Origin of the sequence: Cohnella fermenti (assembly GCF_004801405.1) — a bacterium.
Lineage (GTDB): Bacteria > Bacillota > Bacilli > Paenibacillales > Paenibacillaceae > Cohnella > Cohnella fermenti.
In genome coordinates, this window is sequence record NZ_SSOB01000015.1 from 1 (window position 1) to 25,987 (window position 25,987).

19 protein-coding genes are annotated in these 25,987 nt (G+C 61.1%); 9 read left to right on the top strand and 10 right to left on the bottom strand.

Features of this window, described 5'->3' with window-relative positions:
* Positions 1-241, top strand: a 241-nt coding sequence (locus E6C55_RS13315) for an IS66 family transposase (RefSeq protein ID WP_230986672.1), incomplete at its 5' end; no start/stop codon positions are given.
* A gap of 245 nt (positions 242-486) precedes the next feature.
* On the opposite strand, the gene E6C55_RS13320 is transcribed toward E6C55_RS13315, so the two are convergent.
* Entirely contained in the window at positions 487-1,251 is a 765-nt protein-coding gene (locus tag E6C55_RS13320) for a Crp/Fnr family transcriptional regulator (RefSeq protein WP_136370292.1), read from the bottom strand.
* A gap of 263 nt (positions 1,252-1,514) precedes the next feature.
* On the opposite strand from E6C55_RS13320, the gene mobA reads away from it, so the two are divergent.
* From mobA to E6C55_RS13350, 6 genes are all read left to right on the top strand, one after another.
* Positions 1,515-2,306 (top strand): molybdenum cofactor guanylyltransferase, encoded by a 792-nt coding sequence (gene mobA / locus E6C55_RS13325; RefSeq protein WP_136370293.1) that lies wholly within the window; start codon positions 1,515-1,517, stop codon positions 2,304-2,306.
* A 199-nt stretch (positions 2,307-2,505) separates the two neighbouring features.
* Complete coding sequence (gene adhE / locus E6C55_RS13330) at positions 2,506-5,112, top strand: bifunctional acetaldehyde-CoA/alcohol dehydrogenase (RefSeq protein ID WP_136370294.1); 2,607 nt, start codon at positions 2,506-2,508, stop codon at positions 5,110-5,112.
* Between the two features lie 41 nt (positions 5,113-5,153).
* The gene (gene pflB, locus E6C55_RS13335; RefSeq protein ID WP_136370295.1) at positions 5,154-7,424 is read left to right on the top strand and encodes a formate C-acetyltransferase; all 2,271 of its coding nucleotides are present in this window, start codon (positions 5,154-5,156) and stop codon (positions 7,422-7,424) included.
* A gap of 111 nt (positions 7,425-7,535) precedes the next feature.
* A complete protein-coding gene (gene pflA, locus E6C55_RS13340; RefSeq protein WP_136370296.1) occupies positions 7,536-8,324 on the top strand; it encodes a pyruvate formate-lyase-activating protein in 789 nt (262 codons plus the stop codon).
* Positions 8,325-8,582: 258 nt separating this feature from the next.
* Positions 8,583-9,665, top strand: coding sequence for a Gfo/Idh/MocA family protein (locus tag E6C55_RS13345; protein WP_136370297.1), 1,083 nt, complete (start codon positions 8,583-8,585; stop codon positions 9,663-9,665).
* A gap of 672 nt (positions 9,666-10,337) precedes the next feature.
* Complete coding sequence (locus E6C55_RS13350; RefSeq protein ID WP_168735624.1) at positions 10,338-11,915, top strand: diguanylate cyclase; 1,578 nt, start codon at positions 10,338-10,340, stop codon at positions 11,913-11,915.
* Positions 11,916-11,933: 18 nt separating this feature from the next.
* Here the strand turns inward: E6C55_RS13350 and E6C55_RS13355 are convergent, their stop codons facing one another.
* Positions 11,934-12,965: an alpha/beta hydrolase gene (locus E6C55_RS13355; RefSeq protein WP_230986673.1), complete on the bottom strand. Its 1,032-nt coding sequence runs from the start codon at positions 12,963-12,965 to the stop codon at positions 11,934-11,936.
* Between the two features lie 217 nt (positions 12,966-13,182).
* Between E6C55_RS13355 and E6C55_RS13360 the strand changes: the two genes are divergently transcribed.
* Positions 13,183-13,926: an IclR family transcriptional regulator gene (locus E6C55_RS13360; RefSeq protein ID WP_136370299.1), complete on the top strand. Its 744-nt coding sequence runs from the start codon at positions 13,183-13,185 to the stop codon at positions 13,924-13,926.
* A 27-nt stretch (positions 13,927-13,953) separates the two neighbouring features.
* Here the strand turns inward: E6C55_RS13360 and E6C55_RS13365 are convergent, their stop codons facing one another.
* From E6C55_RS13365 to acnA, 8 genes are all read right to left on the bottom strand, one after another.
* Positions 13,954-14,355 (bottom strand): OsmC family protein, encoded by a 402-nt coding sequence (locus E6C55_RS13365; RefSeq protein ID WP_136370300.1) that lies wholly within the window; start codon positions 14,353-14,355, stop codon positions 13,954-13,956.
* Positions 14,356-14,378: 23 nt separating this feature from the next.
* Positions 14,379-15,368: an ABC transporter ATP-binding protein gene (locus E6C55_RS13370; protein ID WP_136370301.1), complete on the bottom strand. Its 990-nt coding sequence runs from the start codon at positions 15,366-15,368 to the stop codon at positions 14,379-14,381.
* Positions 15,358-16,392, bottom strand: coding sequence for an ABC transporter ATP-binding protein (locus E6C55_RS13375; RefSeq protein ID WP_136370403.1), 1,035 nt, complete (start codon positions 16,390-16,392; stop codon positions 15,358-15,360). Before E6C55_RS13375 ends, E6C55_RS13370 begins: the two co-directional genes overlap by 11 nt.
* A 41-nt stretch (positions 16,393-16,433) precedes the next feature.
* The gene (locus E6C55_RS13380) at positions 16,434-17,375 is read right to left on the bottom strand and encodes an ABC transporter permease (RefSeq protein ID WP_136370302.1); all 942 of its coding nucleotides are present in this window, start codon (positions 17,373-17,375) and stop codon (positions 16,434-16,436) included.
* 11 nt (positions 17,376-17,386) lie between these two features.
* Positions 17,387-18,337, bottom strand: a complete 951-nt coding sequence (locus E6C55_RS13385) for an ABC transporter permease (RefSeq protein WP_136370303.1) — start codon at positions 18,335-18,337, stop codon at positions 17,387-17,389.
* A 129-nt stretch (positions 18,338-18,466) separates the two neighbouring features.
* Positions 18,467-20,083 (bottom strand): ABC transporter substrate-binding protein, encoded by a 1,617-nt coding sequence (locus E6C55_RS13390; RefSeq protein WP_136370304.1) that lies wholly within the window; start codon positions 20,081-20,083, stop codon positions 18,467-18,469.
* A gap of 174 nt (positions 20,084-20,257) precedes the next feature.
* The gene (locus E6C55_RS13395; RefSeq protein ID WP_168735625.1) at positions 20,258-21,301 is read right to left on the bottom strand and encodes a YlbL family protein; all 1,044 of its coding nucleotides are present in this window, start codon (positions 21,299-21,301) and stop codon (positions 20,258-20,260) included.
* A gap of 545 nt (positions 21,302-21,846) precedes the next feature.
* Entirely contained in the window at positions 21,847-24,561 is a 2,715-nt protein-coding gene (acnA, locus tag E6C55_RS13400) for an aconitate hydratase AcnA (RefSeq protein ID WP_136370306.1), read from the bottom strand.
* A 301-nt stretch (positions 24,562-24,862) separates the two neighbouring features.
* Between acnA and E6C55_RS13405 the strand changes: the two genes are divergently transcribed.
* Positions 24,863-25,951 (top strand): amidase domain-containing protein, encoded by a 1,089-nt coding sequence (locus E6C55_RS13405; RefSeq protein ID WP_230986674.1) that lies wholly within the window; start codon positions 24,863-24,865, stop codon positions 25,949-25,951.
* The last annotated feature ends 36 nt before the right edge of the window (positions 25,952-25,987 follow it).

The following is a 25,987-nucleotide window of genomic DNA, read 5'->3' on the forward strand; positions in this document are numbered from 1 at the left end:
AGAGGCGATTCTCTTGTTTCTTCGGCGACCCGAAATTCCGTTTGACAATAACCAGGCGGAACGCGATCTGCGGATGGTCAAGGTGAAACAGAAAGTCTCGGGTGCGTTTCGAACGCAAGCGGGTGCCATCACGTTTGCGCGTTTACGGAGCGTCATCTCCACGTTGATTAAACAAAAACTCCCCGTTCTCTCCTCGCTAACCGACGCTTTTCGCGGCACACTTGTTATCCCCGGTACCTAAGTAGTAACGAAAAACCGCATACATGGCGGCAAACCTGGCTCAAACTGCCGATTGTATGCGAAAAACCGTATAAAATGCCGCGATCCATTCAAAACCCGAGCCGCCGAATGCGAAAAATCACATACAATCGCATGAGGAATCGGCTCAAGGGCGGCGAATGGATCGACGAGCTTCGGATTCGGAGGCGTTCCCTAACTGGCCCCAATCGGCCTGCGGGCATTGCGGCGAGAGCTGCGCCTACCCGCTTAGAGCCGGCAAATCTCCACCGGGCATTGGTCGCACCGGCAGACGCCGCGAAGGTAGGGGATATCCTTGATGAGCAGATGCCCGTCCTTTACCGTGAGGACGTTGTCCTTCTTCAGGTCCGCAAGCATCCGGTTCACGCACTCCCGCGTCGCTCCGATCATGTCGGCCATTTCTGCGTGGCTTATTTTCAGCGCGATGTAGGTGCCTTCCTTCTCTTGAATCCCGTTCGTGTTGCACAGTCGAATAAGCAGCGAACAGAGCGCGCCGGACTTGCCGTACAGCATCAGGTCGCGGAACTTGGTCTGCGTCATCCGATGCATGAGGCCCATCCACTTCATGAACTCGATCGCCAGATCCCCATGCTGCCACAGCAATACCTCCAGGTCCGCCATCTGCATGACGCCGATCTCCCCATCCTCCAGCACCTCCGCACTGAACGCGTGGACCGGGTTCGCGAACGGCTCGGGCTGTCCGTACAGATCGCCCTTCTGCAGCAGATAGAGCGTCATGCTGCGACCGGTGTCGGACGTCTTCGTGATGCGAATCCGGCCGCTGCGGACGAAGAGGAGCTTGTCGGCGGGGTCTCCCTCCCAGAAGAGAACGGTGCCCTTCTCGATCGGCTTGCGGTACATGATGCTCTGCAGCTTGGCGAAGCTGTCGGCCGAGAAGAACTGGGCGGTGCCGTTCACCCCGTCGCTGGAGATCGGCAGTCGGGCAGTCGGGTTCTGGTTATGGGAAGCCGCGTTGTGGGCGATCGCGCTCATTCGATTCACGCTCCTTAACTCTTTATGATTCTATTCTACTGGAATGGAGAGGGTACGGTTATGAGGGAATCGACTGAAATCAACGGGGGGAAAACCCTGATTTATGCGCCAAGCGTCACGCGAATGACAAAAGTCACTGAATCGGGGGCCGTTCCGTCGTTAAATAGGGGTGTGTTCGCTCGATACAGGGAGGAAAGGAAGGCGGTTCGGATGAGGCGTTCAAGCGGTCTTGAGCTCCGAGGGAGGAAGAGGAGGGAGGCGCCATGGTAAGCGGGATCATTCTGGCCGGCGGAGCGGGAGGAGGAATGAGGACAAGGAATCGGGCGCTGCTCCCTTACGAGGGAGAGCGGATTCTCGACAGGCAGATTCGCTTGATGAGCGAGCTGTGCCGGGAGATTGTCGTCGTGACGGGAGCGCCCAAGTCGTATCTCCCGGTCGTCTCGCCGCCGGTGCGCATCGTGTCCGACTATATGCCGGGAAGAGGCGCGCTGGGCGGACTGGCGGCGGGACTCTCCCTCGCCCAGCAGCGTTACGCATGGGTCGTCGGCAGCGACATGCCGAAGCTCTCCCCGGCGGCGGCACGGCTTATGCTGACAAGACTGTCCGACCACTTGGATGCGGTATGGCCGTCAGACGGGGACGGGCCGCATCCGCTGCACGGGCTGTATGACTGCGAATGCGCGCCGCGCGTCGCCGCGATGGTCGAGGAGGGAAGGGCGTCGCTCGCCGATCTGCCGCGCCGCTTGAGGTGGGGAGAAGTGTCCGCAAGCGAATTCTCTCAGCATGGCATCTCGTTTGATTTTGTGGAGACGGTTCGCGGAACGAAGGCGCACGCGGGGCCGTTGGGCGGCGGCGCGGCTGCAGGCGCAACGGGAGGTGTATCGGGAGGAGCCACGGGAGGCTCGACGGAAGACATGGCGGAAAACATGACGGAAAACATGACGAGAGGCATGATGCAAGGCGCGGCGGAAGGAGCAACGGAAAGCATAACGGAAGGCATACCGCAAGGAATGGCGGAAATGTGGCGGGCGGAGACGCAATCGATCCGGGTGTGATTCATGTCATAGTTGCGCAAGATGGCCTGGGAGTACGCTCAAGGCAGCAGCTCGGAACAGAGAGGCCGCAGACAGAGACATCGGAGACAGAGACGCCGGACACTGAGAGAACGGCCGGGCTGGATAGGAACCGCTTCTGCGCCGCCGCGGGACGCCGAAGCCGCATTGACCAATTTGTTGTCCCTGGAGGGGAGAGACCATGGCTGTCAAGGAGAGCTTGCCGCCCGTGAAGCGCACGGCGGCGGAGGAAGTCGAGGCTTTGGTAACGAGGGCAATGGCAGCAAGAGAAGCTTATTTGTCGCTGAATCAGGAGCAAGTCGATTCCGTCATTCAGGCAATGGCGCTGGCGGGCGTAGAGAGGCACATGGAGCTGGCGAAGCTGGCGGTACAAGAGACGGGACGCGGCGTGTACGAAGACAAGATCACGAAGAATCTGTTCGCAACGGAGTATATTTACCACAGCATCAAGTACGGCAAGACGGTCGGCGTCATCGAGGATAATCCCTACGAGAGCTATCAGGAGGTTGCCGAGCCGGTCGGCATCATCGCCGGCGTCACTCCGGTGACGAATCCGACGTCCACGACGATGTTCAAGTCGCTGATCGCGGCGAAGACGCGCAACCCGATCATCTTCGCATTCCATCCGTCGGCGCAGCATTCCAGCTCGGAGGCGGCGAAGACGCTGCGGGACGCGGCGGTGAAGGCGGGGGCGCCGGAGCATGGCATCCAGTGGATCGAGTCCCCGTCGGTCGAGGCGACGAATCTGCTCATGAATCACCCCGGCGTCGCACTAGTGCTGGCAACCGGCGGCTCCGCGATGGTGAAGGCGGCGTACAGCACCGGCAAGCCGGCGCTCGGCGTCGGGCCCGGCAACGTGCCGTGCTTCATCGAGAAGACGGCGGATCTGGAGCGGGCGGTGACCGACCTGATTCTGTCCAAGACGTTCGACAACGGCATGATCTGCGCGTCGGAGCAGGCGGTCATCGTCGAGGAGCCTGCGGACGCCCAAGTGCGCAAGCTGATGAAGAACAACGGCTGCTGCTTCCTGAACAAGGAGGAGACGGAGGCGGTGTCGCGGCTTGTCATCAACCCGGAGAAGTGCGCGGTCAACGCCGTGATCGTCGGCCAACCGGCCTTCAAGATCGCCGAGCTGGCGGGCGTCAAGGTGCCGGAAGGAACCAAGATTCTTGTTGCGGAGCTTACGGGAGTCGGGGACGCCTATCCGCTGTCCGCCGAGAAGCTGAGCCCGGTGCTCGCCTACTATAAGGTCAAGGACGCAGCAGAGGGCATCCAGCGGGCGGCCGAGGTCGTCGCTTACGGCGGGATGGGTCACTCGTCGGTTATTCACAGCCAGGACGAGGCCGTCATCCGGGCGTTCTCCGCCAGGCTGCAGACCGGCCGGATCATCGTCAACGCTCCATCGACCCACGGCGCTATCGGCGACATTTACAATACGAATCTCCCTTCGCTCACGCTCGGATGCGGCTCCTACGGGCACAACTCGACGACGTCGAACGTGTCCGCGGTGAACCTCATCAATGTGAAAAGAGTGGCGAGACGAACGGTCAACATGCAGTGGTTCAAGGTTCCGCCGAAGGTGTACTTCGAGCGGGGCGCGACGCAGTACCTGGAGAAGATGCCGGACATCTCGCGGATTATGGTCGTCACCGACGCGATGATGGTGAAGCTCGGCTACGTCGAGAAGCTTGAGTATTACTTGCGCAAGCGGAAGCTGCCGGTGCATCTCGAGGTATTCTCGGACGTCGAACCCGACCCTTCGACGGATACGGTCGAGCGGGGCACGGCGCTTATGGCGTCGTTCAAGCCGGACTGCATCATCGCGCTCGGCGGCGGCTCGCCGATGGATGCGGCGAAGGCGATGTGGCTGTTCTACGAGTACCCGGAGACGAGCTTCGATTCGCTGAAGATGAAGTTCCTCGACATCCGCAAGCGCGTCTACAAGTACCCGCGGCTTGGCCGCAAGGCGAAGTTCGTCGCGATCCCGACGACGTCGGGCACCGGCTCGGAGGTGACCTCGTTCGCAGTCATCACCGACAAGAACAAGGGCAACACGAAGTATCCGCTCGCCGATTACGAGCTGACGCCGGACGTGGCGATCATCGACCCGGAATTCGTCTACTCGCTGCCGAAGACGGCGGTCGCCGATACGGGTATGGACGTGCTGACGCACGCCATCGAGGCTTACGTGTCGGTCATGGCGAACGACTACACGGACGGGCTGGCGCTGCAGGCGATCCGCCTCGTGTTCGAGCACCTCGAGAAGTCGTTCCACACCGCCGATCCGTACGCCCGGGAGAAAATGCACAACGCCTCGACGATTGCGGGCATGGCTTTCGCGAATGCTTTTCTGGGGATCAATCACTCGCTTGCGCATAAGTGGGGCGGCCAGTACCATACCGCTCACGGCCGGACGAATGCGATTCTGATGCCGCATGTTATCCGGTACAACGCGCAGAAGCCGACGAAGTTCGCGTCGTTCCCGAAGTACGGGCGCTTCGTCGCCGACCTTCGCTACGCGGAGATCGCCCGCATGCTCGGGCTGCCGGCGAAGACGACGGAGGAGGGCGTCGCGAGCCTGATCGCGGCGATCCGCAAGCTGAACGCGTCGCTCGGCATTCCCGAGAGGTTCGCCGACCTCGGCTTCGATCCGGCCGACTTCGAGGCGCGGGTCGACGGGCTGGCCGACCGGGCGTTCGAGGACCAGTGCACGACGGCGAACCCGCGCATGCCGCTCGTGACCGAGCTGGCCGAGGTGTACCGGGACGCGTTCTACGGGAGGTTCTAGGCGTCCGAGGGCGGTAACACAATCGAAGGAGGATGGGCAGCATGTCCAAGCTGGAGGATGAAGTGAGGCAAATTCTGACGGAGAGGAGTCCGTGGCGCGGATTCAAGGAAGGCGAGTGGCAGGAGAAGACCGATGTCGCCGGCTTCCTCGCCTTGAACGTGACTCCGTACGAGGGGGACGAGGGCTTCCTCGTTCCTCCGACGGAGGCGACGGAGGCGCTGTGGGCACAAATTCTCGAGCTGATGAAGCTGGAGCGGGACAATGGCGGGGTGCTTGATGTGGACGTGAACACGGTGTCCACGATCACCTCCCACGGGCCGGGTTATATCGACCGCGACCTGGAGACGGTTGTCGGCTTGCAGACCGACGCGCCGCTGAAGCGCTCGATTCAGCCGTACGGCGGCATCCGGATGGTCGTCGATGCGTGCGAGGCCTACGGCTACAAGCTGCCGGCGGAGATCGAGCGGCTGTTCACGGAGGTTCGGAAGACGCATAACCAGGGCGTGTTCGACGCCTACACGACGGAGATGAGGAACGCCCGCAAGGCGGCGATCATTACCGGCCTGCCGGACGCGTACGGACGCGGGCGCATCATCGGAGACTACCGCCGGGTGGCGCTCTATGGCGTCGACAAGCTGATCGCGGAGAAGAAGCGGGACCTGATCGAGCTGGAGAACGGGGCGATGCTGGAGGATGCCATTCGGCTCCGGGAGGAGCTGTCCGAGCAGATCCGCTCTCTGCAGGAGCTGAAGCGGATGGCCGCTTCCTACGGCTTCGATATCTCCCGTCCGGCCGCGAGCGCCCGCGAGGCGGTGCAATGGGTCTACTTCGCTTACCTGGCGGCGATCAAGGAACAGAACGGGGCCGCGATGAGCCTGGGCCGCGTGTCCAGCTTCCTCGATATTTATATCGAGCGGGACATGAGCGAAGGGACGCTGACGGAGCGGGAGGCACAGGAGCTCGTCGACCACTTCGTGATGAAGCTGAGGCTGGTCAAGTTCCTCCGCACGCCGGACTACAACGAGCTGTTCAGCGGCGACCCGACCTGGGTGACCGAGTCGATCGGCGGCATGGGGCTTGACGGCCGAACGCGCGTGACCCGCAACTCGTTCCGCTTCCTTCATACGCTGTACAACCTCGGCCCGGCGCCGGAGCCGAACCTGACGGTGCTCTGGTCGGAGATGCTGCCGGAAGCGTTCAAGCGATACTGTGCGAAGGTGTCGATCGAGACGAGCTCCATTCAGTACGAGAACGACGAGCTGATGCGTCCCGAATTCGGCGACGACTACGGCATCGCCTGCTGCGTGTCCGCGATGCGGATCGGCAAGCAGATGCAGTTCTTCGGAGCGCGGGCCAACCTGGCGAAGGCGCTGCTGTACGCGATCAACGGCGGCGTCGACGAGAAGCTCGGCATCCAGATCGGGCCGAAGCGGGAGCCGTTGCTGGCGGAGACGCTTGACTACGACGACGTAATGAAGCGGTACGACGAGGTGCTTGATTGGCTGGCGGGGCTGTACATCAACACGCTCAACGTCATTCACTACATGCACGACAAGTATTGCTACGAGCGCGTCGAGATGGCGCTGCACGACCGCGAGATCGTGCGGACGATGGCGACGGGCATCGCGGGCCTGTCGGTCGTCGCCGACAGCCTGAGCGCGATCAAGTACGCCAAGGTGAAGCCGATCCGGGATGAGCAAGGAATCGCGACGGACTTCGAGATCGAAGGCGAATACCCGCAGTACGGCAACAACGACGATCGGGTCGACGCCATTGCCGTTGGACTCGCCGAGACCTTCATGGCGAAGCTGCGCAAGCACAAGACGTACCGCGGCTCGATTCCGACGCTGTCGGTGCTGACGATTACGTCGAACGTCGTCTACGGCAAGAAGACGGGCAGCACGCCGGACGGCCGCCATGCCGGCGAACCGTTCGCTCCGGGCGCGAACCCGATGCACGGTCGGGACCGCAAGGGAGCGCTCGCCTCGCTCGGCTCAGTCGCCAAGATCCCGTACGAGAGCTGCCGGGACGGCATCTCGAACACATTCTCGATCATTCCGAAGGCGCTCGGCCGGGAGGAAGCTGCGCGCAAGGACAATCTGGTGTCGCTGCTCGACGGCTACTCGGTCTGCGGCGGCCACCATCTGAACGTGAACGTGTTCAACCGCGAGCAACTGCTTGACGCGATGGAGCATCCGGAGCAGTACCCGCAACTGACGATTCGCGTCTCCGGTTATGCGGTCAACTTTATCAAGCTGACGAGAGAGCAGCAGCTCGATGTCATCAACCGAACGTTCCACGGCAGCATCTGAGGAGAAGTGGGCGGCGGCTCGTCGGCTGGCTAGGAAGAGGGGACGGGCGGTTTGGTGATCATGTCGACGCCGGCCGTCCTCGTACGGCAAGAGAGAGGAGCGTGACGAGCCATGCATTCGAAGGGACGCATTCATTCGATGGATACGTTCGGCACCGTAGACGGCCCCGGCATTCGCTTCGTATTGTTTATGCAAGGCTGTGCTTTGCAATGCGGCTTCTGCCATAACCCCGATACGTGGAGCACGGACACCGGCAGGTGGATGAGCGTGGACGAGGTGCTGGCGGAGATCGAGCCCTACGTCCCCTACTACACCCGATCCGGCGGGGGCATCACCGTAACGGGGGGAGAGCCGACGCTGCAGGCGCCGTTCGTCGCCCGCCTGTTCCGCGAGTGCAAGGCGCGCTGGGGGCTGCACACCGCGCTCGATTCCTCCGGCTTCTGCGACCCGCGCCATGCGGAGGAGCTGATCGACGCGACCGATCTTGTCCTGCTCGATCTGAAGCTGATGGACCGCGAGCGGCATGCCGCCTTAACGAGCCAGCCGAACGATCGGATTCTGACGTTCGCCAAGCGGCTCGCCGCCCGCAAGCAAGAGGCATGGATTCGCCACGTGCTTATTCCGGGCGTAACCGACGGCTACGAGGACCTGACGCGTCTCGGCCGCTTCATCGGCGAGCTCGGCAACGTCTCCAAGGTCGAGCTGCTTCCGTATCACCGGATGGGCGTCTACAAGTGGGCGCAGCTCGGCAAGGACTATCCGCTCGAGGGAGTGCCGACGCCGGGCGACGACGAGATGCGCCGGGCGCGGGCAATCGTGAACGCGGCCCGCGAGCAGACCGGCAGCTCCGGCTCGGGACACTCAACCGAGAGCTGCCGGGCCGCCGCAGTTGAGTCGTGAGGACTCAAGGACGAGCAAGAGAGTAACCAGCCTGCCCGCATGGCCGAGATTCATCGGAATATCGCCCAAGAGCTCCCAACTGTCCGGACAACCATGCCCATGCGGGATATAAATAGGGCTAAATCGAACATCGAATTCGCCTCCCGGTTTGCAGTATGATAACGGTGTAGCAACGCGGTGCGGTCGGGCGGCAAGTTCGGACGCCGGCAAGCAGCGACAGGCACCGTTACCTTATGAGCATCGGAGGCTTTCTTTATTATGACAAGCGCAAGCGCTAACAAAATCCGCATCGGCCTGATCGGCGCGGGCAATATCGGCAACGTGCACCTGCAAGAATTCGGCAAGCTGCCTGCGGAATGCGAGATCGTCGCGATCACGGACACGTTCCTTCCGCTGGCGGAGCAGCGCGCCGAGCAATACGGCATCGCGAGTGTCGCTCCTTCCCCGGAAGCGCTCATCGCCCGCGACGACATTGACGCGGTCATCGTCGCCGTCCCGAACAAGGCTCACGCCCCGCTGGCGATTCTGGCGCTGGAGAGCGGCAAGCATGTTCTGCTTGAGAAGCCGATGGGCCTCAACTCCGAGGCGGCTAAGGATATCGTCCGCGCACAGCAGCGTTCCGGCAAAATCGTGATGGTAGCCCACCAGATGAGATGGGAATGGCTCCCTCTGCAGGTGAAGGCTCAGGTCGACCGCGGAGAGCTCGGCCGCATCTATACGGCGAAGACCGGCTGGTACCGCCGCAAGGGAATCCCGGGCTGGGGCACCTGGTTCACCAAGTACGAAGAGTCCGGCGGCGGCCCGCTGATCGACATCGGCGTTCACATGCTCGATCTCGCCTTCCATCTCATGGGCGATCCGAAGCCGGTATCGGTCTACGGCTCGACCTATGCGGAATTCGGTCCGCAGAAGCGCGGCATCGGCAGTTGGGGCAAGCCGGACTGGAACGGCAAGTATGACGTCGAGGACCTGGCGACGGCCATCATCAAGATGGAGGACGGCTCCTCGCTTACGCTCGAAGTGAGCTGGGCGGTTCACATGAACACGGACAGCGCTCCGTTCGTTCACCTCATGGGCACCGAGGGCGGCGCCTTCCTGCGCGGCAACGAAGGCAAGTTCCTGACGGAGCGCTTCGATCAGGCGGTCGACATCCCGATGTCCGCTCCGGAGCACGACGAAGGCGGCCGCATCCGCCTGAGCCGTCACTTCCTCGAGTGCGTGCGCGAGGGCAAGGCGCCTTGGACCGCTGCGGAGACGGGCCTTCGCAGCAACCTGATCATCGACGCCATCTACGAGTCGTCCCGCACCGGCAGCGAAGTCAAGCTGGACTGGAGCCTATAATCTTTTTCCGACAAGTACAAGCAGCGCCGGAACATCGTTGACGATGGTTCCGGCGCTGTTCTATGCAAGAATGGGTGGGGTCAATGATTCCATCCGATAGAACAATTGCCGGACGATGACCGGACTGTTCGTGTCCGGCTTGAGGACGCCTCTCCCTCCATTTTATGCGGTTTTTCACATTCGCCGGCTTGAATCCAGAGGGAATCGAGGCGTTTTATATGATTTTTAGCATACATCCGGCACCTCAAGCTCGAAATTCCTCCATGAATGCTATTTTTCACATAGAATCGCCCAAACCACCCGATATCGAGCCGCACGAATGTGAAAAATCATATAAAATTGCCTGAACCGCCGGATCAGAGGGCATTCTTGACGAGCTATGGCGTCGAACGAGGCCGGGAGCGAAGTCGGGACTTACTGTACGATGACCGATATGCTAAAATGAGAATTCAAAAGCTCATATTGTGTCGAATGGTGCTTTTGGACTAGGTCTACAGAATTGGGGTGTCAAACTTGCCCGTGCCAGTCATGCCGGCCATGCCAACCAAGCCAACCAAGCCAACCAAGCCAACCAAGCCAACCAAGCGAACCAAACCAACCAAACCAACCAAACCAACCAAACCAACCAAACCAGCCCATCGCAACGAGGAGAGGTCCGGAATTCGGCTCTCCTTGATTATTATAATCCTCGTGTTCTCGGCCGTTATTGTCAGCTTCGCGCTTAGCTTGACGATCGGCTACACGACGCAGAAGAAGTCGCTGACCGAGAATACGCTGGAGCTTAATCGGATTACGGCGAACGAACTGAGCCGCACCACGCAGACGATCGTACAATCCATGCAGGATACGCTGAAGTCGGCGTCCGACTACATCTCGAGCGGGCAATGGAAGCAAGAGGACCTTCAGCATCAGATTGATTTTCTGCGCGTGTCGGTGCCCTACTTCAATTCGGTCGTTCTCGTGAACGAGGCGGGCGTCGTGACGGCGACCTCTCCGGAAGCGCTGGCGCTGAAGGGGACGACGTTAAGCTCCGACCAGGCGAAGCAGGCGCTGCAATTGAAGCAGCCGCTGATCTCCGAGCCTTACACGGCGGCGTCAACAGGCCGGCTGATCATTCTCGCCAGCTCTCCGATTTACGATGCGCAAGGGAATTATGCGGGCTTCATCGGGGGCTCGGTGTATCTGCAGGAACCGAACGTGTTCCAGAAGATTCTCGGGCAGCAGGGGGAGAACGAGAACGGCTCCTACTATTATGTCGTGGATTCGAACGGCAATCTGATCTACCATCCCGATCCGAAGCGGGTCGGCGAGAATGTGTCGGACAATGCGATCGTGAAGCTTCTTCTGAGCGGCCGCAGCGGGCAGATGTCGGTTGTCAACTCGCAGCACGTGAAGTTTCTGGCGGGGGCGGCTTACATTCCGGCGGTCGGATGGGGGATCGTCTCCCAGACGCCGGCAGTCGTCGTCACGAAGAGCGTCGATGCGGTGATCGGGAAGGTCGCGCTGATCAGCGCTCCGTTCATGGTGATTCTGCTGCTTATCGTTATTTTTATCTCGCAGCGCTTGTCCTCTCCGCTCAACCGTCTGGCCCATCTGGCATCCAATCTGACTTCGGGCACGGCGAAGACGGTGCAACTGCCGGACATCCGGCACTGGAACTATGAGACAAGCGAGCTGTACAGCGCGGTGAACGAAGCGTTCCGGCTGCTGGACCGACGGGCGGAGGAATATTCGCATCAAGCGCATACCGACCCGCTGACCGGCCTCACGAACCGTCGGCTGATGGACGAGATCGTCGCCCGCTGGGCGGCGGAGGGCGTGCCGTTCTCCATCGTCATGATGGACCTGGACCGCTTCAAGACCGTGAACGATACGTACGGCCATCAGATGGGAGACGAGGTGCTGCGCTTCCTTGCCGGGCGTATGCTGGAGGAGAAGGGGAAGAACGACTATTGCTGCCGATACGGCGGAGAGGAGTTCGTCTTCTTGCTTCCCTATCGCTCGGATGACGAAGCTTATGAGATCGCCGAACGGCTGCGCGGGCGCATCGAGAGCGAGATCAGCCCGACGGGCCGGCCGATGACGCTGTCGCTCGGAATCTCCAGTTATCCCGCGAGGGCGCTGACGATCGAGGATCTGTTCGGGCAAGCGGACGTCGCTCTGTACCAGGCGAAGCAGGGGGGGCGCAACCGCACCATACGCTATGACGAAGCCGCGGCGGCGGAAGCCGGCAACGAAGCGGATCATTAAGAGAAGACCCAAGACCCCTCAGGAAGCTCTCGTATCCCCCGTACCCACAGCTTCAATAGCCTGAAGGAACGCCGTCGTGCGAGCGACATATTCCTCCGGGTGAGTCCGGTAAATCATCTCGTGAATGGCGCCCGGAACGAGCCACAGCTCGGACAGCGGGTTCGTCTGGGCGGCGGCGACGTTCTCGGAGACGGAGAGCGGCGCCTTGTCGTCCTCCGTGCCGTGAATAAGCAGAATGGGAATGCCGTAATCGGTTAGCTGAGCCTGCGCGGACGGAATCTGGCTGAGCCTCGTGCCTGTGAACAGCGGCAGGAAGCGGCTGAGCAGTTGGACCGTCGGCGTCTTCGGCAGGTTCGCGTAGTTGCGGATGTTGGCGTAGATCGTGTCCGCGTCGGCGAGGAAGGTGCTGTCCAGAATCATCCCGTCGATCAGGTCGGTCTGCAGCGCGGCTTGCAGCGCCGTTCCCGCACCCATCGAGAAGCCCCAGACGACGAGTTCCCCGCCGCCCTTCTCCTTGGCAAGCTGGAGGGCGCCTAGCAGTTGCTGGGACTCGCTGACTCCTCCGGTAGCCGGAAGGCGGTTCGCGGAATCGGCATAGCCGTAGTCGAACATCAGGACGTTGTAGCCCTGGCCGTGCAGCATGGAGGCGATGTCATACATCGGCACCCAGGCTTCCTCGCGGTTCGTCCCGTACCCGTGGCTCAGGACGACGGTGCGTTCCCCGGACGCGGGAATCCACCAGCCGCTGACCTCGGAGGCGCCGTCTTGGCTCGCGAAGCTCACCTCCTCGTACATCAGCCCCTTGGCGAGCAGCGGATTGGACTGAAGCGCGGGAACGGACGGATGGGCGAAGGACCAGGCGACGATCAGGAAGAAGGCGAACAGGATAAAGACCGCGCAGCCGAGAAAAACCGAAGCAACGAGCACAAGACGGCGAATTCGGGAGCGGGTTCGGTTCTTTATGGAAGGGAGCCCGGGGGAGGGGAGCTCGGGAACGGGCGAGTAGGGAGGACTCTCCCAAGCGGCGGGTGTCATTGTGGTGGTCGTCATGGGGGTCGCCTCCGCGCAAGGATGAGAGAATAATGAGAAAACTCTTATTCTTCCATGGTAGAAGCGAGAAGAGGAGGCGTCAACGGCCTCCTCCGTTTTGTTAAAGGGCTGTAATCGAACTGTAATGAGGTGCTGGCAACGTTTACGGTTTTGCCCAATTGCGTTATACTAGGTGTACCAATGTTTCGTAGAGTGGAACGGAAGAAGGCGAGTGGAGATGGAAGAGGAGAAGCAAACGATACGGGCGGTAGAGCGGGCGCTGGACGTGCTGCTGACCTTCACCGCGGGCAACGACCTTGGCTTGACGGAGATCTCGCAGCGGGTCGGCCTGCACAAGAGCACCGTGTTCCGGCTGCTGGCGACGCTGGAGCATCGGGGCTTCGTCATCCGGGATGAAGCGACGGAGAAGTATCGGCTCGGGCTGCGTGTGCTGGAGCTGTCGGCGAGCCTGCAGCGGGAGGACGACCCGGCGCTTATGCTGATCGGAGAGATGGAGCGGCTGCGGGACCAGCTCGGCGAGACGATCAGCCTGTACGTTCGCGACCGGAAGGATCGCGTGCGGATTCAGGCGGTGCAGAGCCAGCAGGCGATCCGCCGGGTCGCCCCGGTCGGCGCGCGCCTGCCGCTCTCGGTCGGCGCCTCGAGCAAGATTCTGCTCGCGTTCGCCGAGCCGGAGGTGCAGGACCTGCTGCTCCACGATCCGTCCTGGCCGGCCTCGCTCAGCCCCGAGACGTACAAGGAGCAATTGCGCGAGATCGCGCGGGCGGGCTACGCGACGAGCTTCGAGGAGCGCGAGCCGGGAGCGGCGGCGATCTCCGCGCCGATCTTCGGGCGCAACGGCAAGCTGTTCGCCGCGCTGTCCGTGTCGGGGCCGTCGAACCGGCTGACGCCGGACTCCATGCTGGAGTCCGCACCGGCGATCGTCGGTGCGGCGAAGCGCATGGGCGCCATGATCGGCTGAGCGTGCTGCCCCGCTGTCGTCCGGCCCTTATTCCGCCGCCGGGACCTCGACAAGCTCGACCGTCGCTTCCGCACGCAGCGTGTTGCTGATCGTGCAAGCCCGCTCGACGACGTCTCGCAGCTTCGCTTTGTAATCGGCGTCCAGCCCCGGCGGATAGGCGACGCGCACGTCGAACGACGCAAAGCGATTGTCCCGCTTGTTCTCCGGCTTGACGCCGATGACCTCGACCTGGATCGAATCCTTGTCGTAGCTGATGTTGTCGAAGCTCAGCATCTTCTGCATCGAGATCGAGATGCACAGCCCGAGCGCCGCTTCCAGCAGTTCCTTCGGCGACAAGCCGTTCTCATTGGGCGCATGGGCGCCTGCCACCTGCTTGCCTGCCCCGTTAAATACCGCGTCTTGTCCTTCTACCCGTTTAATAATCGTCATGGATAACCATCCCTTTCTTGTGCTTATGCGTAATGACAGGCTGTGTGATGCTGAGGCTTCGTCTCGCGCCATGCCGGGGCTTCGCTTCGGCAGCGGTCCGTCGCCAGCGGGCAGCGCGTGTGGAACACGCAGCCGGACGGCGGGGACAGCGGCGACGGAATCTCGCCCTTCAGCACCGTGCGCTCCTTGAGGCCGCGTTCCGAGATTCGCGGAACCGCGGAGAACAGCGCCTTCGTATAAGGGTGCTGCGGGTTCGCGAACAAGGCGTCGGTCGGCGCTTCTTCGACGATTCGGCCCAGGTACATGATGCCGATGCGATCGGAGATATAGCGCACGACGCTGATGTCGTGGGTGATGAACAGCAGCGTCAGCCCAAGCTCTCCCTGAAGCTCTCGCAGCATGTTCAGAATCTGCGACTGGATCGAGACGTCGAGCGCCGATACCGGCTCGTCGCACACAACGATTCGCGGCTGGAGAATCAGCGCGCGCGCAAGCCCGAGCCGTTGGCGCTGCCCGCCCGAGAACTCGTGCGGGTACCGGAAGTAATGCTCCGGCTGCAAGCCGACGATCTGCAGAATGCGGAACACCGCTTGCTGCCGCCGCTGGCGATCGTCAATCCGGTGGATGACAAGAGCCTCCTCCAGAATCCGGCCGATCCGCTTGCGCGGGTTAAGCGAGGAATACGGGTCCTGGAACACCATCTGCAGCTCCCGGCGCAGCTTGCGCAACTGCTTCGGCGGCAGCTTGGCCAAGTCCTGGCCGCGATAACGAACCTCGCCGGACGTCACGGGCGTCAGCCCCAGAATCGTGCGGCCGGTCGTGCTCTTGCCCGATCCGGATTCGCCGACAAGTCCGTAGGTCTCGCCCTCGTACAGCGTAAACGACACATCGGTGACGGCGTGCACGTATTGCTTCGCACCGAACAGCCGGCCGAACGAACCGTATACCGGGAATTTCTTCGAGAGCGCCTTGACTTCCAGAAGCGGTTTTCTTGCCTCCGGCTCATTCGCCATATTGGGTCGCCTCCCTTGCGCCGCTCCGAATTTCTCGATAATACCAGCACTTCAGCCGATGGCCTTCCTCCGCCGTCTCGAGCGGAGGCTCCTCGCTTCGGCACTTGGCATCCGCATACGGGCAGCGCGTCACGAACTTGCAGCCTTCCGGCCGGTCGGCAAGAGAAGGAACCGTTCCTTCAATGACATGAAGCTTCCGCCGCCGATCGCCGTCCAGCCGCGGAATCGAACGAATGAGCCCCTGCGTGTACGGATGGAGCGGATTCGCGAATAGCCGGGCCGTCGTCATCTCTTCGACAATCTGGCCGAGGTACATGACCTTGACGCTCGTACAGATCTCCGAGACGACGCCGAGATCGTGGGTGATGAACAGCACGCCCATGCCGAGCCTGCGGTTCAACTCCACGATCAACTCCAGAATCTGCGCTTGAATCGTCACATCGAGCGCCGTCGTCGGTTCGTCGGCGATAAGCAGTTGCGGTTCGCAGGCGAGCGCAATCGCGATCATGACCCGTTGCTGCATACCTCCGGACAGTTGATGCGGGTATTCCTTGATACGCTGCTCCGGCGAAGGAATGCCCGTCATCCTCAGCAGCTCCAGCGCCCTTGCCTGCGCCTCCTTGCGGGAGAGGCGCCGATGCTGGCGGAGGCTCTCGGCGATCTGGTCGCCGATCGGGTAGAGCGGGTCGAGCGAGGTGAGCGGGTCCTGGAACACCATCGACACCCGATTGCCGCGCACCTTGCGCATGCGGGAAGGGGACAGCCGAAGCAGCTCTTCGCCGCTCAGCCATACTTCCCCTTCGTACGAGACGTGGTCGGTATAATCGAGCAGGCGGATGATCGATTGGGACATGACGCTTTTGCCGCAGCCGGATTCTCCGACGATGCCGATGATCTCCCCCGGTTCCATCGCAAAACTGATGCCGTCGACCGCGGTAACCGGTCCCCGCTCGGTCGCGAAGCGGGTCGTCAAGCCGCGAACGTCGAGCAGCGCCGTCCGGTCCTTCTGACCCGACCGGCTCATCTGACTCGTTCGGCTCTTCTCGCTTGCAGGACTCATCTGACTCATGGAGCGACCCTCCTGACTCGCCGACTTCCTTTGCCCTTGCGCTTCGAACGCGGGTCGAGGAAGTCGCGCAAGCCGTCGCCGAGCATGTTGAGACTCAGGACGGACAGAACGAGCGCGATGCCGGGGAACGTGACCATCCACCAGGCTTTGGAGATGACGGATTTGCTCGCTTGAAGAATATTGCCCCAGCTCGGCGCAGGCGCGGGAATGCCCGCCCCGAGGAAGCTGAGCGCCGCTTCGGACAGAATCGCTTCCGCGAATACGAACGCCGCTTGAACGAGCAGCGGAGACAGCGCGTTCGGCGCGATGTGCAGCCAGATGATGCGGGCGTTCGTGGCCCCCTGGGCGCGGATCGCTTCGATATAAGGCTGTTCGCGCACGACAAGCGCGGTCGAACGAATCGTGCGGGCGATGCTGGGCGTGAACACGATCGTCAGGGCGATGATCACGTTCGACGCGGAAGCGCCGAGCGTCGCCATCAGCGCGATCGCCAGCAGGATGCCGGGGAACGCGATCAGGCCGTCGCAGATCCGCATCAGGATATGGTCGAGCGGCTTATAGAACGCCGCGTACACGCCGATGATCAAGCCCAGCAGCGACGTCAGCAACGTAACCGTAATGCCGATCCCCAGCGACAGGCGCGCTCCGTGCAGAACGCGGGTCAGCAGGTCGCGGCCGAATTCGTCCGTGCCCAGCCAATGCGCCGCGCTCGGCGGCTTCAAGCGATCGAGCACCTTCATCTCGAGCGGATCGTACGGGGACAGCAGCGGGCCGATGAAGGCCAGCACGATAAGCGCCCCAAGCACGGCTGCGCCGATCAGCAGATCGTAATTCGTCCGCAGGCGGAAGCAGCTCAGAAGGCGCTGTTCCCTGCGGAGCTTGCGGCCCAGTTGGCCCAGCCGGTCCAACTGGCTTTGGTCGTGAATATTTTCCACCATTCGAGCCTCCCTTACTTGCGATCCAGCCGGACTCGCGGATCGACCGCGCCGTACAGCAGGTCGACGATCAGATTAATGAGGACGTACAGAAGCGTCACGGTCAGAACGACGCCTTGAATGACGGTGTAGTCGCGGCGTTCGATCGAATTGATGACAAGCTGCCCGATTCCGGGAATGTTGAAGATCGTCTCGATAATGACCGCCCCGGTCACCAGCGTGCCGAACGTCTGCCCGATGACCGTCAGAATCGGAATGAAGGCGTTGCGAAGGGCATGCTTAAGCAGCACCTTGGACTCGCGAAGTCCCTTGGAACGAACCGTCTTGATAAAATTCAGATGAAGCACTTCGAGCATGGAGGAGCGGGTCATCCGCATGATGAGCGCGGCTTGAATCGTTCCGAGCGAGATGCCGGGAAGGATCAGATATCGATAATGCGCCCAGACGCCGTCCGCGAGCGGGGCATAGCCGGCAATCGGAAGCCAGTGCAGCCGCACGCCCACGAACAGCATAAGGAACAGCGCGAGCAGGAACCCGGGCACGGCCATTCCGACAAGCGAGAGGCTGCGCACCAGTTGGTCGAGCGCCGAATCCCGCTTGTAAGCGGCAAGGATGCCAAGCGGAATCGCCAGCAGCAAGGCGATAACCTCCGCGACGACCGCAAGCGAGAAGGTCGGCCCGAGATGCTCCGAGATCGCTTGTCCGACAGGCTGATGCAGGAACAACGAGTCGCCGAGATCGCCGCGGAACAGCCCGCCGATCCAGTTGATGTATTGCTCCGCGATCGGACGGTCGAAGCCCATCGCTTCGTTCAGCGCATCGGTATCCGATTGCGTGGCTTCCAATCCGAGGATTGCGGCGGCGGGGCCGCCCGGCATGATGTGAATGAGCATAAACGTCGCGATCGTAATGACCAGCAGAACGGGGACTAAGGATAGCAATCGTTTAGCAAGATAGGCCAGCACCGGTATCCCTCATTTCAAAAAAGAGAGGAGTGCTGCCATTATACTGCGCAACACTCTCCCTGAACAGGTTCTCATATGGTTCGTATTCTTATTCCGATTCGCAGCTTTATTCGGTTCCGCTGCTCCGAATTACTTCGCGACCTTCGCGTTCCAGAGGACGGGGCCGACGAATTGGCTGAAGCCTTCTACCTTCTTGCTCGTGGCGACAACCTCGTTATAGTGGCCGATTACGGCGGAGTAAGCCTGCTCGTACAGATAGCCCTGCAGCTTATCCCATTCCGCCTTCGCCGCTGCCGGGTCCGCCTCCGAGCTGATCGTCGCGACCGATGCCTTCACTTGCGCGTCGTCCAGTCCGACCCAGCTCTGCGTGACGGCCAGCAGTTGAGGCGGGATCAGTTGGTAGCCGTTGCTTGTGACCATCAGATTCCACTTGCTGTGCTCGTCCTTCGTCTTCAGGAACGTCGCGAAGTCGGAGCTCAGCACCTCGACATTGAAGCCGACTTGCTTCAGCTCTTCCTGGATAACGAGCGTGGCTGCGTACATCTCGCTGTAGTCCGGAGTGGTCAGCAGAACGATCTTCTCGCCGTTATAGCCCGCGTCCTTCAGCAACTGCTTCGCCTTCTCCTGGTCGTTCTGGTTGTAGTACTCGGAGCCGGCCGTCGACGCCCACTGCGTCTGGTCCGGATTCATGAAGCCCGGATCGAGCTTGTACAGATCGGGATTCGCGAAGCTTGCGAGCAGTATGTCTTCATCGTTCAGAGCCGCGACGGCCGCCTGGCGAAGCTTCTCGTTCTTGAACGCGCCCTCGCTCGAGTTAAGGAACGCCGTCAGCGTGCCGCCCGGATAAGAGGAGAGGGCGACGTTGCTGTCCGCAGACAGCTCCTCGAAGTTCTCCGTCGGGATGCTGTCCGCGACGTCGTATTCGCCGGACTTGACGCCGGCAACGCGCGTGGCGTTGTCGGGGACGAAGTAATAATAGATGTTCGGAGTCGCGGCTTCCTTCTTGCCGGCGAAGCCGCTCGGTTCTCCCTCCGGGCTCGCATAGTCGTCATTGCGAACAAGGTGGATGTATTGGTCTTGCTTCCATTCCGCAAGCTTGTACGGTCCCGTGCCGATATAATCGGTAATGCCTTCTGCGGGAGCGGCCTCGATGACTTCCTTCGGGAAGATCGCCGGGAACGCGGCTTGCGCGGACAGCAGCACGAGCACATCCGGGTTCGGCTTCGCGAGCTTGAGCACAACCGTGGTTGCGTCCGATGCGGAGAAGTTCGCCTCTTCAAGCAGCGTCTTCGCGCGGCTGGAGGTGGCCAGCCAACGGTTCATCGACGCAACGACGTCATCGCTTGTCAATTCCTTGCCGTTATGGAACTTCACGCCTTGGCGCAGCTTGATTGTATACGTCAGCCCGTCTTCGCTCTTCTCGTACGACTCGGCCAGCACCGGGGTCGGCTCGTAATTCCCGTTTAAGGTAAACAACGTTTCGAAAATATTGCCGGCAATATCCAGAGCCAAAGCCGACGCGGTTGTCGCGGAATCGAGGGTTGGCGGCTGGGCCGTCACGGCGATCTTCAAGCTGTCCTTGTAGCTGGCCGCAGCCGGCTGCGATGCTGTGGATGAATTGGCTGGCGACGCGCTGCCGCTTGCGTTCGAGCCGCCGTTATTGTTGTTGCCATTGCTGCACGCCACCGTAAAGGCAAGCACTGCAGCCGCCGATAGACCTAATCCTGACCGCCATTTTTTTCTCATCTGTCTGAACCCTCCAGTATTAATCTGTTAATTCCGATTGAACTAATAGGCATTACAAATCATAATCCATTCGTTCCAACGTGTCAACAACAACGTGTCAACAACAAAACAACCTCGCCGTTCCATTCCGGGATGGACGTCGAGGCTGTCTTGCTATGTCGCTGCGCCGAACGTTCAGCTCTTGGCTTCCAGCCCTTGCAGGAAGTCGATTGCGTCCTGAAGCGACGACACCTTGACGAGCTTCAGGTTCAGATCGAGCTTCTTCACGGTGTCCTCGGCTTCCTTCCAGTTGCTGTAGCCGCCCGATTCGACGTAAGGAACGAGGAAGTAGTCCGCCTTCTCGCGATCGGCCGCCATCAGCTTGTACTGGATGCCGCCGATCTGCCCGACGTTGCCCTTGGCTTCTATCGTTCCCGTACCGGCGACTTGGTAACCCTTGGTCAAGTCTTCGCCGGTCAGTTGCGCGACGATCTCGAGCGTCATCATCAGCCCGGCCGACGGACCGCCCGTATCTTCGAAGTCGAACTCGACCGGATCGGGGACCGTCACCTTAACGACCGAGTCGCGGTAGAAGCCGACGCCCGCCGCGCCGGAATCCATCTTGATGAGCGGAACCTCGACCTCGAACGTCTTCTCGCCGCGGGTTCCGGCCAGCTTCACGACATCTCCGGCTTTCTTGTCTGCGAGAATCTTCGTGAACGCCTCCGCCGTGTTCGCGTCCTGCCCGTCGATCGAGGTGATGATGTCGCCCTCCTGCAGGCCGTGGAGCCGCGCCTCGGTATTGTCGAGGAACGCCCGCACGATGACTCCTTGCTCCTCGACCTGAATGTCTTCCTTCATCGCCCCGTATGCGGCCATCAGCGCCGCCGCCTCGGAGTTGTCCCGCATCCAGTACAGCAGGTTGCGATAGGCTTCCAGGTTGACCGTGCCGCCTGTCGCCGATTCCTGCGTCTTGATATCCATGCGGGGATTGAGCCTGGCGTAAATAAGATCGAACACGTTCGGTTTGGAACGGGTGGATACCGTTGTGAACAGCAGGGCGCCCTTCTCGTCCAGCTCATGTCCCGTCTGCACGCGAGGATGGACGGGCTCCGCCGAGCCGGGACCGTAGATCACGTACGGCCAAGTCCAATAATACGCGACAACGAAGACGACAGCGACGAGTCCTCCGGCAATGGCTGTCCAATTGCGTCTGATCCAATGCTTCCAAGCAGCCATCCGAGGCTCACCTCCGATACCCATTATAACGCTTTCGATTGTCCGAGACAAAATTTTCCGACCGGCGCTTGTCCCTGTGGATAACGTCGTCCGGGGCCGTCGATGCCGCTTGATTCCGCCAGATGCCGCCCGCCACGTACCGCGAGAATGCCGCCGGATGCCGCCGGATAGCTTCGGACACCGCCGGATGCCCCCGATCCCCCTCCGACGTCGCCGTATATCGCCGGATGCCCCCCCCATATACCGCCGGACGCCGCCGGATATCGGGAATATATGTGAATTTTCACATTCGCATGGCTCGGTAACGGGCAATTTGAACGATTATATGTGAAAAACAGCATTCATAGAGGAATTGCGAGCCCGAGGTGCTGGATGTATGCTAAAAACCACATAAAACGTCTCGATCCGCTTAAATTCAGGCCGACGAATGTGAAAAATCGCATAAAATCGCAAATCGCCCGGCCGCCGACTAACCGAATAGAAGAACGGCGGCGCAGGGAAGACCCGCACCGCCGTCCGATGGTTTCGGTACAGCGTAAAAACAATTATTGATTAGCGATCATCTGACGCAGAACAGTCTGCAGGATGCCGCTGTTGCGGTAGTAGTCGACGTCGACCATCGAATCCAGGCGGACGATCGCCGGGAATTCGAACGTGGAGCCGTCTTCGCGGGTAACCGTTACGGTAACCGTCTGGCCGGGAACGACGTCGTTGCTCAGGCCCGTGATGTCGAACTTCTCGCGGCCGGTGATGCCGAGCGTCTTCCAGCTCGAGCCCGGTTGGAATTGCAGCGGCAGAACGCCCATGCCGACCAGGTTGGAGCGGTGAATCCGTTCGAAGCTCTCGGCGATAACCGCCTTGACGCCGAGCAGGAACGTGCCCTTGGCCGCCCAGTCGCGGGAGGAGCCGGTGCCGTATTCCTTGCCGGCGATGACGACAAGGTTCGTGCCGGACGCTTGGTACTTCATCGAAGCGTCGTAGATGGACATCACTTCACCCGTAGGCAGGTAAGTCGTGACGCCGCCTTCCGTTCCCGGAGCCACTTGGTTGCGGATGCGGATGTTCGCGAACGTACCGCGCATCATGACCTCGTGGTGACCGCGGCGGGACCCGTAGGAGTTGAAGTCCTTCTTGTCGACGCCGTGCTCGATCAGGTACTTGCCCGCAGGGCTGTCGGCCTTGATGTTGCCGGCAGGGGAGATGTGGTCCGTCGTGACGGAATCGCCCATCAGCGCCATAACGTTGGCATGCTTGATGTCGACGATGTCGCCCGCTTCGGCGCCCAGGCCCGTGAAGAACGGCGGATTCGCGATGTACGTGGACTTCTCGTCCCACTCGTACAGCTCGCCCTTCGGAACCGGAATTTGGTTCCATTGTTCGTTCTGCGTGAACACATTCTCGTACTTCGCACGGAACATGTCCGGCGAGAGCGAGGAGCGAACGGCTTCCTGGATCTCTGCGTTCGTCGGCCAGATATCCTTCAGGTAGACCGCTTCGCCGTCCTTGCTCGTGCCGATCGGCTCGTTGGCCAGGTCGATGTTGACTGTGCCCGCGAGTGCGTAAGCGACGACGAGAGGCGGAGACGCCAGGTAGTTCGCCTTGACCTGGGCGTGAACGCGGCCTTCGAAGTTCCGGTTGCCGGACAGCACGGCGGCGACGGTCAGGTCATTGTCGGCGATCGCTTCGCTGACTTCGTCCGGAAGCGGGCCGGAGTTGCCGATGCAAGTTGCGCAGCCGTAGCCGGCAACGTAGAAGCCGAGCTTCTCAAGGTAAGGAAGCAGGCCGGACTTGGTCAGGTAATCGGTGACGACAAGCGAGCCCGGAGTCAGGGAACTCTTGACATATTCCGGCTTGGTCAGGCCAAGCTCGACCGCCTTCTTCGCGACGAGAGCGGCGCCCAGCATAACGCTCGGGTTGGACGTGTTCGTGCAGCTCGTGATCGCCGCGATAACGACGGCGCCCGTCTTGAGCTGGCTGAACTTGCCGTTCTTGTGGTGAACGTCGGCCGTCGCCACAATCTTCTCTTCGGTGAGGCCGTAGCCGCCCTTGTCGATCGGCGTGCGGATGATGCTGTTGAACTCTTCCTTCATGGAAGTCAGTTCGACGCGGTCTTGCGGACGCTTCGGTCCGGCAAGGCTCGGCACGATCGTCGACAGGTCAAGCTCGAGGATGTCGGTGAACACCGGGTCCGGAGTCTCGTCCGTGCGGAACATGCCTTGCGCCTTGTAGTAAGCTTCGACGAGCTCAAGCTGGCTGTCTTCGCGGCCCGTGAGGCGCATGTAGTTCAGCGTCTCGGAGTCGACCGGGAAGAAGCCGACCGTCGCGCCGTATTCCGGAGCCATGTTGGCGACCGTCGCGCGGTCGGCCAGGCTGATGTTGGACAGGCCGGAGCCGAAGAACTCGACGAACTTGCCGACAACGCCCTTCTTGCGGAGCATCTGGGTAACGGTCAGAGCCAGGTCGGTCGCCGTCGCGCCTTCTGCCAGGCTGCCCGTCAGGCGGAAGCCGATAACTTCAGGCATAACGAAGTACAGCGGTTGGCCGAGCATGCCGGCTTCGGCTTCGATGCCGCCGACGCCCCAGCCCACGACGCCCAGACCGTTGATCATCGTCGTGTGGGAGTCCGTTCCGACGAGGGAGTCCGGATACACTTCGGTGACGCCGTTCTTCGTCTTCGTGGCGGCTACGGAAGCCAGGTACTCCAGGTTGACCTGGTGAACGATGCCCGTTGCCGGAGGAACCGCGCGGAAGTTGTCGAACGCCGTTTGCGCCCAGCGCAGGAAGCGATAGCGCTCCTCGTTGCGCTCGAACTCGATGTCCATGTTGTATTGAAGCGCGTCGGGGGTGCCGAATGCGTCTACCATGACGGAGTGGTCGATAACAAGGTCAACCGGAACGAGCGGGTTGATCCGCTTCGGATCGCCGCCGGCTTGCTTGACGGTCTCGCGCATGGCGGCCAGGTCGACGACAACCGGTACGCCGGTGAAGTCTTGAAGCACGATACGAGCCGGAATGAACGGGATCTCCTTATCCTCGCGTCCATTCGCCCAGTTGCCGAGTTGCTTGACGTGCTCGAGGGTAATCGCGCGTCCGTCGAATTGGCGGATAGCGGCTTCGAGCAGAACCTTGATCGAGAACGGCAGCTTGGACACGGGGCCAAGACCTTGCTGTTCCAGACCTTGCAGGTCGTAGTACCGGTACGACTTACCGGCGGCCTGCAGCGTTGCCTGAACCTGATACGGCAGGTTGGACAATTCAATCAGCCTCCTGATGGAGTTTCATTCTACGAAACTCGATTTCAAAAACACTTTCTCCATTAGTAAGTATAACGTTTTGACCGTTGTCCGTAAAGACGAAATTCGCCTTCCGGCGCGGAAAGTTCACGGAAAGTTCGAAAGTTTGCCCGGCACATCCGAACTAGGATTCCACATTCGAACCTCCGTTCATCCGTCGCAGCTTCTTCTCGTTTGTTCCGATTATTTTTTTACCCGGCATGAGTGTGTGCGTTCGAGCATAGGATGGATCGGGCACCATCTGCGGCGAGCGGAGGGAGGAAGCAAGGTGGCGGACAAGGATAACGGGTGGAAAAAAGCGCTGGTGGAATATGTGAACACGTTAAACGAAGATGGGCTGGCGGGGAATGCGGAACCGTATCGATCCGTGCCCGATGCCGAGCACCGGCTGCGCCTCTTGAAGCGGTCGCAGGCGCTTGCGCGGCGGGAGGGCGGCATTCGCATGAAGCCGCTTCGCAGCGAGATGAGGGCGCGGTTGATCAGCAAGGAGGAGAAGGCGGCGGAGGCGACCTGCGTCGTCCGCTTCCATCTGATTCGCTCGTACGAGCAGGATCAGCTTCCATGGCTGGAGGAGAGAGCGGAGCAGGAGCGCATTCGCTTCGTAAGGACCGGCAGCCGTTGGCGGATCGACCGGATCGAGCCGGTGGCCGCGGAGAATGCCGCGGAGGAGTGGCCGGGGGGCGGAGAGGATTCGTCGGCCGGTTACGGCTGGGGGAGAAGGACGGTTATTCCGTCCATGCCGCTTGTCCTGGCGGGCCAGGACAGCAGGGCCCGGTCGAGAGTGCTAGCCGGCCCCGGAATCGGCCGCAGCGGCTGGGGCGAGGGCTGGTTCGACCCTTCGCGGCGAGGGGCTGTTTATCGCCGGGAAGACGTCGTCGCCTATGCGGAGCAATGGTGGGACGAGGCGAATCCGTCGTACGAGAATTTCGAGGTGAATTGCACGAATTACGTCTCCCAGTGCATCTTTGCAGGGGGGGCGCCGATGAACTATACTGGGAGAAGAGAATCGGGCTGGTGGTACAAGGGCAGGGCGAACGGCCAGGAGCTGTGGAGCTACAGTTGGGCTGTGGCGAACGCGCTTCAGACTTATCTCTCCCAGCCCCGAACCTTCGGACTTCGCGCGGAGCTTGTGGAATCGCCGCAGCAGTTGATGCCGGGCGATGTGATCTGCTACGACTGGGACGGCAACGGACGATTCCAGCACAACACGATCGTCGTGGCGTTCACCCCGGACGGGATGCCGCTGGTCAACGCGAACACGGTGAGCAGCCGTCACCGCTATTGGGACTATCGGGATTCGTACGCATGGACGGAACGGACTCGCTATAGGTTTTTCCACATTGCCGACGAATTCTAGGTTCGCCCAGCCTCCCATTACAATAGGAAGTTAGCC

Bases quoted from the DNA above. Each gene is read 5' to 3' on its own strand.
- E6C55_RS13395 (WP_168735625.1), bottom strand. From the start codon at position 21,301: ATGGCTGCTTGGAAGCATTGGATCAGACGCAATTGGACAGCCATTGCC.
- E6C55_RS13365 (WP_136370300.1), bottom strand. From the start codon at position 14,355: ATGACGATTATTAAACGGGTAGAAGGACAAGACGCGGTATTTAACGGG.
- pflB (WP_136370295.1), top strand. From the start codon at position 5,154: ATGTCCAAGCTGGAGGATGAAGTGAGGCAAATTCTGACGGAGAGGAGT.
- E6C55_RS13360 (WP_136370299.1), top strand. From the start codon at position 13,183: ATGGAAGAGGAGAAGCAAACGATACGGGCGGTAGAGCGGGCGCTGGAC.
- pflA (WP_136370296.1), top strand. From the start codon at position 7,536: ATGCATTCGAAGGGACGCATTCATTCGATGGATACGTTCGGCACCGTA.
- adhE (WP_136370294.1), top strand. From the start codon at position 2,506: ATGGCTGTCAAGGAGAGCTTGCCGCCCGTGAAGCGCACGGCGGCGGAG.
- E6C55_RS13375 (WP_136370403.1), bottom strand. From the start codon at position 16,392: ATGAGCCGGTCGGGTCAGAAGGACCGGACGGCGCTGCTCGACGTTCGC.
- E6C55_RS13370 (WP_136370301.1), bottom strand. From the start codon at position 15,368: ATGGCGAATGAGCCGGAGGCAAGAAAACCGCTTCTGGAAGTCAAGGCG.
- E6C55_RS13390 (WP_136370304.1), bottom strand. From the start codon at position 20,083: ATGAGAAAAAAATGGCGGTCAGGATTAGGTCTATCGGCGGCTGCAGTG.
- E6C55_RS13345 (WP_136370297.1), top strand. From the start codon at position 8,583: ATGACAAGCGCAAGCGCTAACAAAATCCGCATCGGCCTGATCGGCGCG.
- E6C55_RS13320 (WP_136370292.1), bottom strand. From the start codon at position 1,251: ATGAGCGCGATCGCCCACAACGCGGCTTCCCATAACCAGAACCCGACT.
- mobA (WP_136370293.1), top strand. From the start codon at position 1,515: ATGGTAAGCGGGATCATTCTGGCCGGCGGAGCGGGAGGAGGAATGAGG.
- E6C55_RS13380 (WP_136370302.1), bottom strand. From the start codon at position 17,375: ATGGTGGAAAATATTCACGACCAAAGCCAGTTGGACCGGCTGGGCCAA.
- E6C55_RS13355 (WP_230986673.1), bottom strand. From the start codon at position 12,965: ATGACGACCACCACAATGACACCCGCCGCTTGGGAGAGTCCTCCCTAC.